Source organism: Streptomyces coeruleofuscus, assembly GCF_039532725.1.
GTDB lineage: Bacteria > Actinomycetota > Actinomycetes > Streptomycetales > Streptomycetaceae > Streptomyces > Streptomyces coeruleofuscus.
In genome coordinates this window covers 786,695-800,229 of record NZ_BAAASE010000005.1, presented here as the reverse complement: position 1 = coordinate 800,229, position 13,535 = coordinate 786,695, and the positions used below count along the sequence as shown (strand labels likewise).

Here is a 13,535-nt window from a genome sequence, read left to right as displayed (position 1 = left end):
CATACAGAATATTGGACGGAATGTGTCGGACCTCGACCTGCTGACCCAGTCCCTGGCGCGCAGCGTCAAGCACTGGCGCGCGGTGCGCGGCTTCACCCTGGACGTGCTCGCCGCCCGGGCGGGTGTCAGCCGCGGCATGCTCATCCAGATCGAGCAGGCCCGCACCAACCCCAGCCTCGGCACCGTCGTCAAGATCGGCGACGCGCTCGGCGTCAGCATCACCACCCTCCTCGACTACGAGCAGGGCCCGAAGGTCCGCATCGTCCCCGCGGAGCAGGCCGTACGGCTGTGGCACACCGAGGCCGGCAGCTACAACCGGCTGCTCGCGGGCACCGAGGCCCCCGGCCCGCTGGAGATGTGGGACTGGCGGCTCATGCCCGGCGAGAGCAGCGCGTCGGACCCGCACCCCGCCGGCACGATGGAGCTGCTCCACGTCACGGCCGGGGAACTGACGCTCACCGTCGACGGCGTGGAGCACCGCGTCCCCGCCGGTGCGAGCGTGTCCTTCGAGGCCAACCTGCCGCACACGTACGGCAACACCGGCGAGGTGCCGATGGAGATGATGATGGCCGTCTCGGTTCCGCCCGTGACCTGAGACGCCCGGTCGGAGGGCGTCCGGTGTTGTTAGCGTGCGACCATGCGCGCACCCATCGGACACTTCGACGACGCCCGTCCGGCCCCCGCCTGCCTCGACGAGCTCACCGGCCCGGTCGCCGACGCCGTACGCCACTGGCAGGGCAGCGTCCCCGCCGACCAGATCCTCTACGTCGACACCGACCCGGAGTGGGCCGACACGGCCACCTTCGTGGAGCACTACGGCCGCGACCTGCTGGAGCAGTCCGCGAACTGCGTGGTCGTCGCGGGCAAGCGCGGTGGCGAGTCCACGCTCGCCGCGAGTGTCGTGCTGTCCACCACCCGGGTCGACGTCAACGGCGTCGTACGCCGCCAACTCGGCGCCCGCAAGGCCTCGTTCGCCGCGATGGACACGGCGACCGGGGAGACCGGCATGGAGTACGGCGGCATCACCCCGCTCGGACTGCCCGGCGGCTGGCCCGTGCTGGTGGACGCGGCCGTCGTCGACCTGCCGTACGTGCTGGTCGGCAGCGGCCGGCGGCGCGGCAAGCTGCTGGTGCCGGGCAAGGCGTTCGCGGAACTGCCGGGCGCGGTGGTGCTGGAGGGTCTCGGGGTCGCCTGAGGGGCAGACCCTAGGCCGCCGCGTGGTGGGCCAGCGGCAGATGCGGGTCGGCCTCGCCCGGGGCCGGTTCCGGGTCGGCGTGGACCAGGGCCGCGGTGAGGCGGGGCACGGCGTGCAGCAGCGCGTGCTCGGCGTCGACGGCGATGCGGTGGGCCTGGCGTACGGTCACGTCGCCGTCCACCACGACCGCGACCTCGGCGCGCAGCCGGTGACCGATCCAGCGCAGTCGCAGCTCGCCGACCCCGCGCACCCCGGGGACCTCGGTCAGCGCCCGCTCGGCCCGGTCCACCAGAGCCGGGTCGACCGCGTCCATCACCCGGCGGAACACCTCCCGCGCGGCGTCCCGCAGCACCAGCGCGATCGCCGCCGTGATCGCCAGCCCGACGATCGGGTCGGCCAGTTGCCAGCCCAGGGCCGACCCCCCGGCGCCCAGCAGCACGGCCAGTGAGGTGAAACCGTCGGTGCGGGCGTGCAGTCCGTCGGCGACCAGCGCGGCCGAGCCGATCGCACGGCCGACGCGGATGCGGTAGCGGGCCACCCACTCGTTGCCCGCGAAACCGACGAGGGCCGCCACGGCGACCGCCGGGACGTGCTGGACCGGGCGCGGGTCGAGGAGGCGGTCGATCGCGGTCCATCCGGCGAAGGCCGCCGACGCGGCGATCGTCAGCACGATCACCAGGCCCGCCAGGTCCTCGGCCCGCCCGTAGCCGTAGGTGAAGCGCCGGGTGGCCGCGCGCCGCCCCAGTACGAAGGCGATCCCGAGCGGCACGGCGGTCAGCGCGTCCGCGGCGTTGTGCACGGTGTCCCCGAGCAGCGCGACCGAGCCGGAGGCGGCCACCACGACCGCCTGCGCCAGCGCCGTCACCCCGAGCACCGCGAGCGAGACCCACAGCGCCCGCATCCCGCGGGCCGAGGACTCCAGTGCCGGGTCGACCTTGTCGGCCGTCTCGTGGGAGTGCGGGGTGAGGAGGTGGGAGAGGCGGTGGCGGAGGCCGGTGGAGTGGTGGTGGTGGTGCGGATGCTCGTGCCGGTCGCTCACGTGAGTCCCCTTCCGGTGCGTGCGAGTGGACGTGCTCACGCCCATGGTGCCATTATGTGCGTATGAGCGCACGCATGCACCTATCATCTGCGCACGATGCGCATCCGCGCAGCCCCGGCGAGGAACAGTTCGCGCTCGCGGCCGAGATCCTCGCCCTGCTCGGTGACCGCACCCGGCTCACCCTGCTGCACGCGCTGGCCGAGGGAGAAGCCGACGTCACGACCCTCACGGAGAGGTGCGGGGCGGCCCGGCCCGCCGTCAGCCAGCACCTGGCGCGACTGCGCCTCGCGGGCCTGGTGAACACGCGCAAGGAGGGCCGCCGGGTGATCTACTCGCTCCGCGACGGCCATCTGCGCCGGCTCGTGGACGAGGCGCTGAACGTGGCCGACCACCGGCTCAGCGACCGGCCCGTCCACGACTGAGTCAGTACCGCGCGGCCGTCCCCAGGTACTGCTCGGCGAAGGCGGCGGCCGCCGCGGGCGACGTGAACAGGCGGCGCAGCCGGGCGAGGGTGGTGCCCGCGCGGAACGGGTCGCCCGCCGCCGTGCCGTGGTACACCTCGGACAGCCACTGCGAGAACTCCTGGTAGTCCCACACCCGCCGCAGGCACGCCTGCGCATAGCCGCCGAGGCCGCTGTCGTCCCCGCCGGTCAGGTGGGCCACCAGGGCGTCGCCGAGCAGGAAGGCGTCGTGCAGGGCGAGGTTCATGCCCTTGGCGGCGATGGGGGCGACCAGGTGGGCCGCGTCACCCGCGAGGAAGAGCCGGCCGAACACCATCGGCTCGACCACGTAGTCGTGCATGTCCAGCACGCGCTTCTCGATCAGCCGCCCCTCGGCCAGCGGCGGCACACCGGACGCCCCGAGCCGCTCCCGGAGCTCCGCCCAGACGCGTTCGGGCGGCCAGTTCTCCGGGTCGTCGCCCGGCGGGCACTGGAGGTAGTAGCGGGTCACCTCCGGGCTGCGGGGCATCTGCCCGGCGAAGCCCTTGGCGTGGCAGCCGAACAGCACGCAGTCGGAGGACGGCGGCGCCTCGGCGAGCAGGGCCAGCCAGCCGATGCCGTAGTCGTGCCGCGCGCCACGGACCCGCTCCGGCGGCAGGGAGGCCCGCGACACCCCGCGCGCCCCGTCGCAGCCGGCCACGAAGTCGCAGTGAACGACCCGGTGTTCACCCGTATCCGGGCAGGTGTACGACACCGACGGCCGGCCGGTGTCGACGTCGTGCACCCGCACGTCCTTGACCCCGAAGCGGATCTGTCCGCCGCGTACGTCGGCGTACTCGCGCACCAGGTCCGTCACCAGCAACGGCTGTGGGTAGACGAAGTGGTGGCTGCCGGTCAGCTCGCCGTAGGGGAACCGGTACCGCTCGCCGCCGAAGCGGAACTCGCACGCGGTGTGCAACTCCGCGCGGTCCAGCAGGTTCCGGGCGAGGCCCCGCTTCTCCAGGCCCCGAACGGCCCATTCCTCGATGACTCCGGCCCGGGGCCGCTGCTCGATGAACTCCCGGGTCTCCGTCTCCAGCACCAGGCAGTCCACGGACCCGGCCCGCAGGATGTTCCCGACGGTCAGCCCCGCCGGACCGGCGCCCACGACGACGACCGGAAAGCGTTGCGGGGCACCGGAGTTCGGGGGCGGAGAGGCCTGGGTCATGCGCTCATTATGGAGGCGCCGGCCACGACTGGCCGGTGTCAGTGGGCGGGCGTCCCGGTGACGGCCACCTCCCCGATGCTCCGCTCGATCTCCTCCGGGCGGGACGCCGACGCCCGGGCCCAGTAGTAGATCGCCAGGGAGAACACCGTGACGACCGCGATGTCCCACCACAACGCGATGTGTCCCTGACCGCCGAAGCCGCCCTGCCAGGAGATGACGCCCATGCCCAGCAGGTAGACGGGCAGCCACCGGGCGGCCCTCCAGTCGAGCCGGGGTGCGTCGGGCAGGCCCTTGCGGGTGGCGTACCAGGCGTATCCGCCGAGCAGGACGTAACCGAGGACGATGGCCACCCCGAGCCGCCACAGCGTGTCCCAGGTCGACCAGTAGATGATGAGGTCGGCCACCACGAACGACAGCGGGGAGACGACGTTCCCGCCGGGCAGGCGGTAGGGCCGCTCGCGGTGCGGCAGGCGGTCGGCGAAGACGCCGTACGCCAGCGGGGCGCCCGCGTACATCAGCACGCTCGCCGAGGTGATGAAGCCGACCAGCTGCTGCCAGCTCGGGAACGGCAGGAAGCAGACCACGCCGGTCACGAAGGAGACGATCAGCCCGAACCAGGGCACGCCGCGCGCGTCGGTGCGCGTGAAGATCTTCGGCGCGTAGCCGTTGCGGGCCAGACCGTAGGAGACGCGGGAGGTGGCGGTGGTGTAGATCAGGCCGGTGCCGCCGGGGGAGACGACCGCGTCCAGGTACAGCACCACGCTCAGCCAGCCGAGCCCCAGCAGGGTGGCCAGTCCGGCCCAAGGGCCGCTGAGGCCGGGGTAGTCGAGCTTGGACCAGCCGTGCGCGAAGGCGGTCAGCGGCAGGGCGGCGATGAAGACGATCTGGAGCAGGACGTAGATCGCGGCTCCGATGGCGACCGAGCCGAGCGTCGCGCGGGGCAGGTCACGGGCCGGGTCGCGGCTCTCGCCCGCGAGCTGGATCGCCTGCTCGAAGCCCAGCAGGGCGAAGATGATGCCGCTGGAACTCACGGCGCTCAGCACGCCGTGGGCGCCGAACGGCGCGAAGCCGTGCTCGGTGAAGTTGCCCGGGTGGAAGTTTCCGGCCGCGATGATGAAGATCGCGGCCAGCGGCACGGCCACCTTCCACCAGGTGGCGGCGCTGTTGGTGTGCGCCAGGATCCGCACGCCGAGGAAGTTGACGACGACGAACACGGCCATGAGGACCACGGCGACGACGAACCCGCTCGTCGTCAGCGTCCCGTCCCCGGCGTGCTGGAAGCCCTGCGCCCAGTGCCAGTGCCCGGCGTAGCCGATCATGGCCTCGACCTCGATCGGGGCCACGGTCGCCGCCTGGAGCCAGGAGAACCAGCCGAAGGACATGCCGGCGAGACCGCCGAACGCGTAGTGCGGATAGCGCGCCGTGCCGCCCGCGACCGGGAACATGCCGCCGAGTTCCGCGTGCACCAGTGCCAGCAGCACGATCGCGACCGCGCCGATCAGCCAGGACAGGATCGCCGCGGGGCCGGCCGCCACGACTGCCTTCTCGGCACCGTACAACCAGCCGGAGCCGATGATGGAGCCGACCGACGCCCACATGAGGCCGATCAGTCCTACGTCCCGGCGGAGGCCGTCTCTTACCATGAATTCAGGGGCCTCTCATAAATGAACTCGAGGAGTTCGGCGAGCAAGAGGCCTCAGATTAGGAATCGAATATCCAGCGGTAGAAGACGAGTTGTGCAGCCTTGACCGGGCGCGGGTGTTTCCTGGAAATCGCTTCAGGAATTCTGTACGCGGCGATGAGGAAGTCGTGGGATCTCGATCGCCGGGCAGCGGTCCATCACCATCTCCAGTCCCGCGGCGCGGGTCCGGTCGTACGCCGCCTCGTCGATGACGCCGAGCTGGAACCAGACCGCCTTCGCGCCCTTGGCGACCGCCTCGTCCGCGACCGCTCCGGCGAGATCGCTGTTCACGAACACGTCCACGACGTCCACGTCGAAGGGGATGTCCGCCAGACTGGCGTACCCCTGCTCGCCGTGCACCGTCTCCGCCTTCGGATGCACGGGCACGACGCGCTTGCCGTAGCGCTGGAGCACGGCGGCGACGCCGTACGCCGCGCGCTGCTCGTTCGACGACAGGCCCACCACGGCCCAGGTGTCGCCGAGCTCGGTGAGGATCCTGCGGACCGTTGCCTCGTCGCCGTACACCGGCGGCCTCCTCGAAAGTCACGGAAGAACTGCTGTCGAACTGCTGCCTCTACAACGGCGCGGGGTGCGCGGTGATTCCCCGGCGCCCTCCGTGATAGCTTGCCGGGGCCAGTCGAACCCATGTACGTGGGTCAGGGAATCCGGTGCGAATCCGGAACTGACGCGCAGCGGTGAGGGGGACGGGCGGGGCCTCGGCCACTGGACGGCGTGTGTGACGTCCGGGAAGGCGCCCCGTACCGGACGAACCCGAGTCCGAAGACCTGCTGGCGGCCCTCGCGGCGGTCCGCGGCGGGGGAGCACCGTACGACCGGGCTCCGCGATCGAGCCCTCGACGACTGAGGACTGGTTCCCGTGCCCCTCGCCCGACCCGCTCGTGCCGCCGTCCTGCTCGCGGCCGGCTCCCTGCTCCTGGCCGGCTGCGGCGACTCCAAGGCCACCGCCACGAAGGCCGCCGTCACCCTCGGCAACTGCGGCCACGAGGTGCGCGTCGAGGCCGCGCCGCAGCACGCCGTCTCCCTCAACCAGGGCACCACCGAGATCCTGCTCTCCCTCGGCCTCGCCGACCGCCTCGCGGGCACGGCCACCTGGACCGACCCCGTGATGAAGGGGCTGGCGAAGGCCAACGCGAAGGTGCCGCGCATCTCCGACAACAACCCGTCCTTCGAGCGGGTCCTGGACGCCGACCCCGACTTCGTCGCCGCCTCCTTCGTCTCCACCCTCGGCAAGGGCGGCGTCGCCACCCGCGAGCAGTTCGAGAAGCTCGGCGTGCCCACGTACGTCTCCCCGTCGGACTGCGCCGGCAAGGACAACTCCGGGGGCGGCGACGGCGCGCGCGCCAAGGCGCTGGGCATCGACACCGTCTACGGCGAAGTACGCGACCTGGCCACCGTGTTCGGCGTGCAGGATCGGGGCGACGAGCTCGTGGCCTCCCTCCAGCGGCGCATGGCCAAGGCCACGCGGGGCGTCGACGCCTCCGACGTCACCCTCCTGTACTGGTTCGCCAACTCCGAGTCGCCCTACATGGCGGGCTGTTGCGGAGCGCCCGGCATCATCACGCGGGCCCTCGGCGCGAAGAACGTCTTCGACGACACGCACGAGGAGTGGCCGCAGATCAACTGGGAGACGGTCGCCGAACGCGACCCCGACGTCCTGGTCATCGGCGACCTCACCCGCAAGTCGCAGACCGCCGAGTCGGCCGCGAAGAAGATCGCCTTCCTGGAGTCCAACCCGGCCACCAGGAACATGGACGCGGTCAAGCACAGGCGGTACGTGCTGCTCAGCGGGCAGGCCATGAACCCGACCATCCGCACGGTCGAGGGAGTGGAGAAGGTCGCCGCCGGACTGCGCGAGTTCGGGCTCGTGAAGTGACGGTCCGCGGACCCGCGCTCGGTGTCGCGGGCGCCTTGCTGCTGGTGGTCTCCCTGGCCCTGGCGATCACCGTCGGCCCGGCCGACATCCGGGTCGCGGACGTCTGGTCCGTCGTCGCGGCCCACCTGGGTCTCGGCAGCTCGGACCTGACGCCGATCCGCGACGGGATCGTCTGGCAGCTGCGACTGCCGCGCACCCTGCTCGCGGCCGTGTGCGGGGCCGGACTGGCCGTGTGCGGGGCGGTGATGCAGTCGCTGCTGCGCAATCCGCTCGCCGACCCGTTCGTGCTCGGGGTTTCCTCCGGCGCCTCCACCGGCGCTGTCCTGGTCGTCGTCCTGGGCGTGGGCGGCGGTGCCGTCTCGGTGTCCGCGGGCGCGTTCCTCGGCGCCCTGGTCTCCTTCGCGCTGGTGCTGCTGCTCAGCCACACCCTCGGCGGCACCACCGACCGGGTCGTCCTCGCGGGCGTCGCCGCCATGCAGCTCTTCTCCGCGCTCACCTCCTTCATCGTGATGACCGCCGCCGACGCCGAGACGACCCGGGGCGTGCTGTTCTGGCTCCTCGGCTCGCTCGGCGGCGCGGGCTGGACCGATGTGTGGCTGTGCCTGGCCGTCCTGGCCGTGACGCTGGTGGTGTGCCTGTCCTTCGCCCGTACCCTCGACGCCTTCTCCTTCGGGCAGGACGCGGCGGCCGCCCTCGGGGTGTCGGTGGCCCGCACCCGCCTGGTGCTGCTGTGCGTCACGGCCCTGCTCACGGCCGCGCTGGTCAGTTCGGCCGGGGCGATCGGCTTCGTCGGGCTGGTCCTGCCGCACGCCGCGCGGGCCCTGGCCGGTCCCGGTCACGTCCGGCTGCTTCCGGTCACCGCACTCGCCGGTGCGGTGTTCCTGGTGTGGGTGGACACGCTCGCCCGTACGGTCCTGGATCCGCAGGAGGTGCCGGTGGGAGTCGTGACGTCGCTGATCGGGGTGCCGGCGTTCGTGGCGGTGCTGTACCGGACACGGAGGGGGCGGTGAGCGGGGAGGCGGCGGTGAGCGGTGCCGGGCTGCGGGCCGAGCGGGTCGGCCGCCGGGCCGGCGGCCGCCTCGTCCTCGACGGGGTCGTCCTCGCGCCGGAGACCGGCTCCACCGTCGGCGTCCTCGGCCCCAACGGCTCCGGCAAGTCCACGCTGCTGCGGCTGCTGGCCGGGTTGCTCACACCGACCGCCGGAGTCGTCACCCTCGACGGCACTCCACTGGGCGACCTGCCCCGGCGTACGGTCGCCCGCCGCCTCGCCGTGGTCGAGCAGCAGGCCGACACACAGGTCGAATTGACGGTCGCCGACGTCGTACGGCTGGGCCGCGTGCCGCACCGCCGGGCCTGGACGCCGGCGTCGCCGGACGACGAGCGCGCGGTGCGCGGCGCCCTGGAGCGCACCGGCCTCGCCGACCGCGCCGACCAGCCCTGGCACACCCTCTCGGGCGGCGAACGCCAACGGGTGCAGATCGCCCGCGCGCTCGCCCAGGAACCCCGCGAACTCCTCCTGGACGAGCCGACGAACCACCTCGACATCCACCACCAGCTCGACCTGCTCGCCCTGGTCACCGGCCTGCCGGTCACCACCGTCGTCGCCCTGCACGACCTCAACCTCGCGGCGATGTACTGCGACCAGGTCGTCGTCCTGAGCGCGGGGCGGGTCGTGGCGGGTGGCGCTCCGGGTGATGTCCTGACGGAGGACCTCATCGCCGAGGTGTACGGGGTGCGGGCCGCCGTCAGCTGTGAAGGCCCCGAGCGGCGGCCCCATGTGCGGTTCCTGGGGACGCTGGGCTGAGCGGGCCGTGGGCATTCGCGCCACGGGGCCTGACCGACCGGTGTCTCGTTGATGGACGGTCTCCGCCCTGTGACATGGTCCGTCCGGCACGCCATTGGTGGGGTGTTCCCGCCACGATGGCCGGAAAAGGCCGCACGTGCCTGCGAGTGTCCGCCCACCCGGCCTACGCTCGCCTCGTGCTGCGCATCATCGACGCCCGTACCGGCGAGCCGGTCCACGCCGCTCCGGCCCGCCGGGGCCTGACCCGTGTCGAGGTGCACGCGCCCGGCTCCGACGCGACGAATCTGCGGGTGCTGCTCGTGGCGGACCTGCTCGTGCGGGCGCTGGAGATCGGCGGCACACCCGTCTGGGCCCTGCTGACCGGCGGGAGCCGGCAGGCGGAGCTGCGCGCGGACGCCGCGGCCCTCGGCATCCGCCCCTTCGAGGACAGCCCCGACGTCAGCGCCGGACTGGGCGAGGCCCAGGTCGTCCATGTCGCCGCCGAGGGCGGGACGGCCCCCGAGGGGGTGCGGATCGCTGTCGCGCCTGTGGAGGAGACGGTGCCGGGCACGTCGGGCGGGGAGCGGCGGGACGCCGGGACGGCGGACGACGTTTCGGCGGAGCCGGGCCCGCCGGTCGGCGGGGCCGCCGAGTCGGGTGGGCCGAGCGGCCGGCCGGCGGAGCCGGGGGTACCGGTCGGTGAGGCGGTGGGCTCGGATCGGCCGAGCGGGCAAGCGGCGGAGCCGGGTCTGCGAGGTGGTGGGCCGGTGGGCTCGGGCCTGCCGGTCGGTGCGGCCGCGGAACCGGGCCCGCCGGCCGACAGGTCCTCGGAGCCGAGCCCACCGAGCGGCCGGCCGGCGGAGGAGGATCCGCGGGCCGACCAGGCATCGGCGTCGGATCCGTCGAACGGCCGGCCGATGGCATCCGGCACGCTGGGCGGTGCCGACCCCACCGTCCTGCGCCTCGCGCTGCTCACCCGGCACCACCACGCCCCCGTCCGGCTGGAGGAGGCCGCCCTGGAGGAGGCCGGCGCCACCCTCGCCCGCTGGCGCGGCGCGGTCGCCCGCTGGGCCCGAAGTCCCTCGCGCCCCGTCCCCGACGAGGTGCGCGGGCGGTTGCGCGAGGCCTGGGAGGACGATCTGGACGTGCCCCGGGTGCTCGACGAACTGCGGCGGGTGGAGAACGAGCCGGAGCTGCCGGACGGGGCCCGTTTCGAGACATACGCCTACGCCGACCGGCTGCTCGGCCTCGAACTCACCCGCGACCTGGGAGCCCCGTCATGATCGAGCGCACCGGAGCGGGCCCGCCGCGCCGACTGGTCGTGCTGCGGCACGCCAAGTCCGCCTGGCCCCTGGACGTCGCCGACCACGAGCGCCCGCTCGCCCCGCGCGGCCGCCGGGACGCCCCCGCGGCCGGGCAGGCCCTGGCCGAGGCCGACTGCCTGCCGGACCTCGCGCTGTGCTCCACCGCCGTACGCGCCCGCCGGACCTGGGAGCTGGCCGCAGCCGAGTGGGACACGCCCCCGCCGGTCCGGTACGACCGGCGCCTGTACGCCGCGAGCCCCGCCGGTCTGCTGACCGTCGTGCACGAGGTGTCGGCCGAGGTGGAGACGCTGCTGCTGATCGGGCACAACCCTGGCCTGGAGGAACTGGTTCTCGCGCTCGCCGGTGACGGCCTCGACGACAGCCTGGAGCGGGTCCGGACGAAGTTCCCGACGTCGGCCATCGCTGTACTGTCCTGGTACGGCACGACCTGGCGGGCCCTCACGCCCGGCACCGCGCTGCTCACCTCCCTGACCGTGCCCCGGGGCGCGAAGAAGTAGCCCCGGGCCCGCGCATAGGGTGGCCGGATGCAGGACGAATACCGCACGGTCGCCCGTGCCGGCGTGCACGAGACCGAGGTCAACCGCTCCCGCTTCCTGTGCGCCCTCGCCCCGGCGGCCACCGAGCAGGAGGCGCAGGACTTCATCGCCACGGTCCGCAAGGAGCACGCCGACGCGTCCCACAACTGCTGGGCCTACGTCATCGGCGCCGACGCCTCCGTCCAGAAGGCGAGCGACGACGGCGAACCCGGCGGCACCGCCGGTGTCCCCATGCTCCAAATGCTGCTGCGCCGCGACATGCGGTACGTCGTCGCCGTCGTCACCCGCTACTTCGGCGGGGTCAAGCTCGGCGCGGGCGGGCTCATCCGGGCGTACGGCGGAGCGGTCGGCGAGGCCCTGGACACCCTCGGCACGCGCACCCGCCGCCGGTACCGGCTGGCCACGGTCACCGTCGACCACCAGCGGGCCGGGAAGCTCGAGAACGACCTGCGTACCGGCGGGCGCGAGGTGCGGGACGTGCGCTACGGGGAGGCGGTCACGATCGACATCGCGCTGCCGGACGCCGACGTGGAAGCCTTCCGGGCGTGGCTCGCCGACGCGACCGCCGGAACGGCCGGCTTCGAACCGGGCGGGGAGGCGTACGGCGACGCCTGACACGCGGTCAGCCCCCTGTGCGGCGGCCGGGAGCCGGCCCGTCGGGCGTCACGGGCGGTGGAGTGGGACGGCGGACCGCGGCGCGCCACCGAGGCCGTCGCGTAGTCGTACGCGCTCCGCCCCTCGGCCGGACCGGCGAAGGGGCGGAGCTGCGAAGGGACGGAGCGGCGGGCGCCGGACCGGCCGCCGCGGAGAGTGGCTACCGGCCGGTGTCGGTGGCGGCGGGCTCCTCCAGGTGGCCGGTGGCGTCGATGGTGCCTTGGCCGACCTCGGCCCGCGCATCCCCCGCCGCTTCCGCGCTCCCGGGAACGCGGCCCAGCCGGACGGCGAGCAGTGCCGTGCCGACGGCGAGTGCCGCGAGGACGTAGGCGGTGACGTCGAAGGCCTCCGCGAAGTCGGCCGTGCCGGTGTCCGGTCCCGGTGCCTGGGGATTGGTACCCAGGAAGCCGCGGTACAGGGCCCCGATGACGGCTACCCCGAAGGCCATGCCCGCCTGGGTGACGGTGTTCAGCACACCCGATCCGGCGCCCGCGTCGTCCGGGTGGACCCGGGAGAGGACGGTGTCCACCAAGGGCGCGACGACCAGGCCCTGCCCGAATCCGGAGACCCCCATCACCGCCGCGAGGCCGATCGCCTGGCTCGTGCCCTCCAGGCCGGTGACGGCGGGCACGGCGGCGAGAGAGGCCGCCATGACCAGGCCGCCCGCCACCGACACCCCGATGCCGAACCGGGCGGCGAGCCTGCGGCAGGCCGCGGAGGCGGCGATGAATCCGAGGCCGAGCGGCACGAAGACCATGCTCGCGGCCAGCGGTGTCAGCCGGAGGCCCGACTGGAGGTGGTAGGTGAGAACCAGGAACAGCCCGGCGTTGCCGGAGAAGAACAGCAGGACGGTGCCCATGCTGAGCGGGAAGCCCTTGGCCCGCAGCAGCCGGCTCGGCAGCAGCGGGTCGTTGCCCCGGGATTCCGTCCGGCGCTCCCACCGCAGGAAGGCCATGGTGCCCGCAGCGCCGAGGGCGAAGCAGAGGTACGTCCACCAGGGCCAGCCGTGCTCACCGCCGAGGATCAGCGGGATGAGCACGAGAGGCAGCAGCACGGCGGTGAAGACGGCGCCGACGATGTCGAGCCGCGGCAGATCGGTGCTGCGGCTCTCGGCGACGGCGGGCACGGCCGCGCACAGGATCGCCGCGCCGATGGGCACGTTGATCAGGAAGATCATGCGCCAGCCCAGACCGGCCACGTCGAGGTCGAGCAGCAGGCCGCCGCCGACGAGGCCGGCGATGACGCCCGCGCCGATGGAGGCACCGTAGGCGCCGACGGCACGTGCGCGGTCGCGTTCGTGGACGAAGACGGCCCGGATGAGCGAGAGCACCTGGGGTGTCATCACCGCGGCCGACAGGCCCTGGAGCACCCGGGCCGCGATCAGCGTGGCCGGGCTGGGCGCGAGCGCGCACAACAGGGACGTCAGGGTGAAGGCGGCCACGCCGTACTGGAAGGTGCGCTTGCGGCCGATCCGGTCGCCGAGCCGGCCGCCGGTTACCATGCCCGCTGCGTAGGCGATCACGTAACCGTCGATCACGAACTGGAGTTGGCCGAACCCGGCGTCCAGGTCCGCCTGGATCCCCGGAGCCGCGACGTTCACGATGAACATGTCGATCTGGCTCATGAACATCGCGAGCAGGACCACGGTGAGTCCCGCCCAGTCCCGGCCGGTGGCCCGGGGAGGGCCGGTCGCGGTGGCGGCCCCGGCCTCGGCTCCCGCCTTCGGGCTCGCTTTCCGTGTCTCTGTGCGCATATCACCACTCGGTTCGGACGTGCGCTGGA

At 73.2% G+C, this 13,535-nt stretch carries 13 protein-coding genes, 2 pseudogenes and 1 riboswitch; of the genes and pseudogenes, 10 read left to right on the top strand and 5 right to left on the bottom strand.

Annotation, left to right across the window (positions count from 1 at the left end):
• Positions 1 to 22: 22 nt before the first annotated feature.
• Positions 23 to 595, top strand: a complete 573-nt coding sequence (locus tag ABFX81_RS23050) for a cupin domain-containing protein (RefSeq protein WP_086846188.1) — start codon at positions 23 to 25, stop codon at positions 593 to 595.
• A 42-nt stretch (positions 596 to 637) separates the two neighbouring features.
• Positions 638 to 1,195: a YbaK/EbsC family protein gene (locus ABFX81_RS23045; RefSeq protein WP_086846186.1), complete on the top strand. Its 558-nt coding sequence runs from the start codon at positions 638 to 640 to the stop codon at positions 1,193 to 1,195.
• A gap of 10 nt (positions 1,196 to 1,205) precedes the next feature.
• Here ABFX81_RS23045 and ABFX81_RS23040 read toward each other — a convergent pair whose 3' ends face one another.
• Positions 1,206 to 2,279 (bottom strand): cation diffusion facilitator family transporter, encoded by a 1,074-nt coding sequence (locus tag ABFX81_RS23040; protein WP_428837205.1) that lies wholly within the window; start codon positions 2,277 to 2,279, stop codon positions 1,206 to 1,208.
• 17 nt (positions 2,280 to 2,296) lie between these two features.
• Here ABFX81_RS23040 and ABFX81_RS23035 point away from each other — a divergent pair, with 17 nt between their 5' ends.
• Positions 2,297 to 2,656, top strand: a complete 360-nt coding sequence (locus tag ABFX81_RS23035) for an ArsR/SmtB family transcription factor (RefSeq protein ID WP_346138576.1) — start codon at positions 2,297 to 2,299, stop codon at positions 2,654 to 2,656.
• Between the two features lies 1 nt (position 2,657).
• Here the strand turns inward: ABFX81_RS23035 and ABFX81_RS23030 are convergent, their stop codons facing one another.
• The 3 genes from ABFX81_RS23030 to ABFX81_RS23020 all read right to left on the bottom strand — a co-directional run bounded on the left by ABFX81_RS23030 (position 2,658) and on the right by ABFX81_RS23020 (position 6,087).
• On the bottom strand, positions 2,658 to 3,881 hold the full coding sequence (locus ABFX81_RS23030) for a 4-hydroxybenzoate 3-monooxygenase (RefSeq protein WP_086846180.1): 1,224 nt from the start codon (positions 3,879 to 3,881) through the stop codon (positions 2,658 to 2,660).
• A gap of 38 nt (positions 3,882 to 3,919) precedes the next feature.
• Complete coding sequence (locus ABFX81_RS23025; RefSeq protein WP_086846178.1) at positions 3,920 to 5,524, bottom strand: amino acid permease; 1,605 nt, start codon at positions 5,522 to 5,524, stop codon at positions 3,920 to 3,922.
• A gap of 134 nt (positions 5,525 to 5,658) precedes the next feature.
• Complete coding sequence (locus tag ABFX81_RS23020) at positions 5,659 to 6,087, bottom strand: CoA-binding protein (RefSeq protein WP_086846177.1); 429 nt, start codon at positions 6,085 to 6,087, stop codon at positions 5,659 to 5,661.
• A 107-nt stretch (positions 6,088 to 6,194) separates the two neighbouring features.
• A riboswitch (cobalamin riboswitch) is annotated at positions 6,195 to 6,355 on the top strand.
• A gap of 83 nt (positions 6,356 to 6,438) precedes the next feature.
• Between ABFX81_RS23020 and ABFX81_RS23015 the strand changes: the two genes are divergently transcribed.
• The 7 genes and pseudogenes from ABFX81_RS23015 (at position 6,439) to ABFX81_RS22985 (ending at position 11,714) form a co-directional block, all read left to right on the top strand.
• Positions 6,439 to 7,455 carry an ABC transporter substrate-binding protein gene (locus ABFX81_RS23015; protein WP_086846175.1) on the top strand — a complete coding sequence of 339 codons (1,017 nt, stop codon included), beginning with the start codon at positions 6,439 to 6,441 and terminating at the stop codon, positions 7,453 to 7,455.
• A complete protein-coding gene (locus ABFX81_RS23010; protein ID WP_086846174.1) occupies positions 7,452 to 8,465 on the top strand; it encodes an iron chelate uptake ABC transporter family permease subunit in 1,014 nt (337 codons plus the stop codon). The genes ABFX81_RS23015 and ABFX81_RS23010 overlap by 4 nt, the downstream gene beginning before the upstream one ends.
• Before the next feature lie 14 nt (positions 8,466 to 8,479).
• Entirely contained in the window at positions 8,480 to 9,259 is a 780-nt protein-coding gene (locus ABFX81_RS23005; RefSeq protein ID WP_086846202.1) for an ABC transporter ATP-binding protein, read from the top strand.
• A gap of 176 nt (positions 9,260 to 9,435) precedes the next feature.
• Positions 9,436 to 9,810 (top strand): annotated as a pseudogene (locus tag ABFX81_RS23000) (hypothetical protein); the annotation flags it as partial.
• Positions 9,811 to 10,179: 369 nt separating this feature from the next.
• Positions 10,180 to 10,521 (top strand): annotated as a pseudogene (locus ABFX81_RS22995) (hypothetical protein); the annotation flags it as partial.
• On the top strand, positions 10,518 to 11,060 hold the full coding sequence (locus ABFX81_RS22990) for a histidine phosphatase family protein (protein WP_086846172.1): 543 nt from the start codon (positions 10,518 to 10,520) through the stop codon (positions 11,058 to 11,060). The pseudogene ABFX81_RS22995 and the gene ABFX81_RS22990, both read left to right, overlap by 4 nt.
• A gap of 27 nt (positions 11,061 to 11,087) precedes the next feature.
• Positions 11,088 to 11,714 carry a YigZ family protein gene (locus tag ABFX81_RS22985; RefSeq protein ID WP_346138574.1) on the top strand — a complete coding sequence of 209 codons (627 nt, stop codon included), beginning with the start codon at positions 11,088 to 11,090 and terminating at the stop codon, positions 11,712 to 11,714.
• 199 nt (positions 11,715 to 11,913) lie between these two features.
• Here ABFX81_RS22985 and ABFX81_RS22980 read toward each other — a convergent pair whose 3' ends face one another.
• On the bottom strand, positions 11,914 to 13,506 hold the full coding sequence (locus ABFX81_RS22980) for an MFS transporter (RefSeq protein WP_346138573.1): 1,593 nt from the start codon (positions 13,504 to 13,506) through the stop codon (positions 11,914 to 11,916).
• Positions 13,507 to 13,535: the final 29 nt, after the last annotated feature.

Excerpts from the sequence above, each read along its gene's own strand:
- ABFX81_RS22980 (WP_346138573.1), bottom strand. The coding sequence starts at position 13,506 with ATGCGCACAGAGACACGGAAAGCGAGCCCGAAGGCGGGAGCCGAGGCC.
- ABFX81_RS23025 (WP_086846178.1), bottom strand. The coding sequence starts at position 5,524 with ATGGTAAGAGACGGCCTCCGCCGGGACGTAGGACTGATCGGCCTCATG.
- ABFX81_RS23030 (WP_086846180.1), bottom strand. The coding sequence starts at position 3,881 with ATGACCCAGGCCTCTCCGCCCCCGAACTCCGGTGCCCCGCAACGCTTT.
- ABFX81_RS23035 (WP_346138576.1), top strand. The coding sequence starts at position 2,297 with ATGAGCGCACGCATGCACCTATCATCTGCGCACGATGCGCATCCGCGC.
- ABFX81_RS23045 (WP_086846186.1), top strand. The coding sequence starts at position 638 with ATGCGCGCACCCATCGGACACTTCGACGACGCCCGTCCGGCCCCCGCC.
- ABFX81_RS23040 (WP_428837205.1), bottom strand. The coding sequence starts at position 2,279 with ATGGGCGTGAGCACGTCCACTCGCACGCACCGGAAGGGGACTCACGTG.
- ABFX81_RS22985 (WP_346138574.1), top strand. The coding sequence starts at position 11,088 with ATGCAGGACGAATACCGCACGGTCGCCCGTGCCGGCGTGCACGAGACC.
- ABFX81_RS22990 (WP_086846172.1), top strand. The coding sequence starts at position 10,518 with ATGATCGAGCGCACCGGAGCGGGCCCGCCGCGCCGACTGGTCGTGCTG.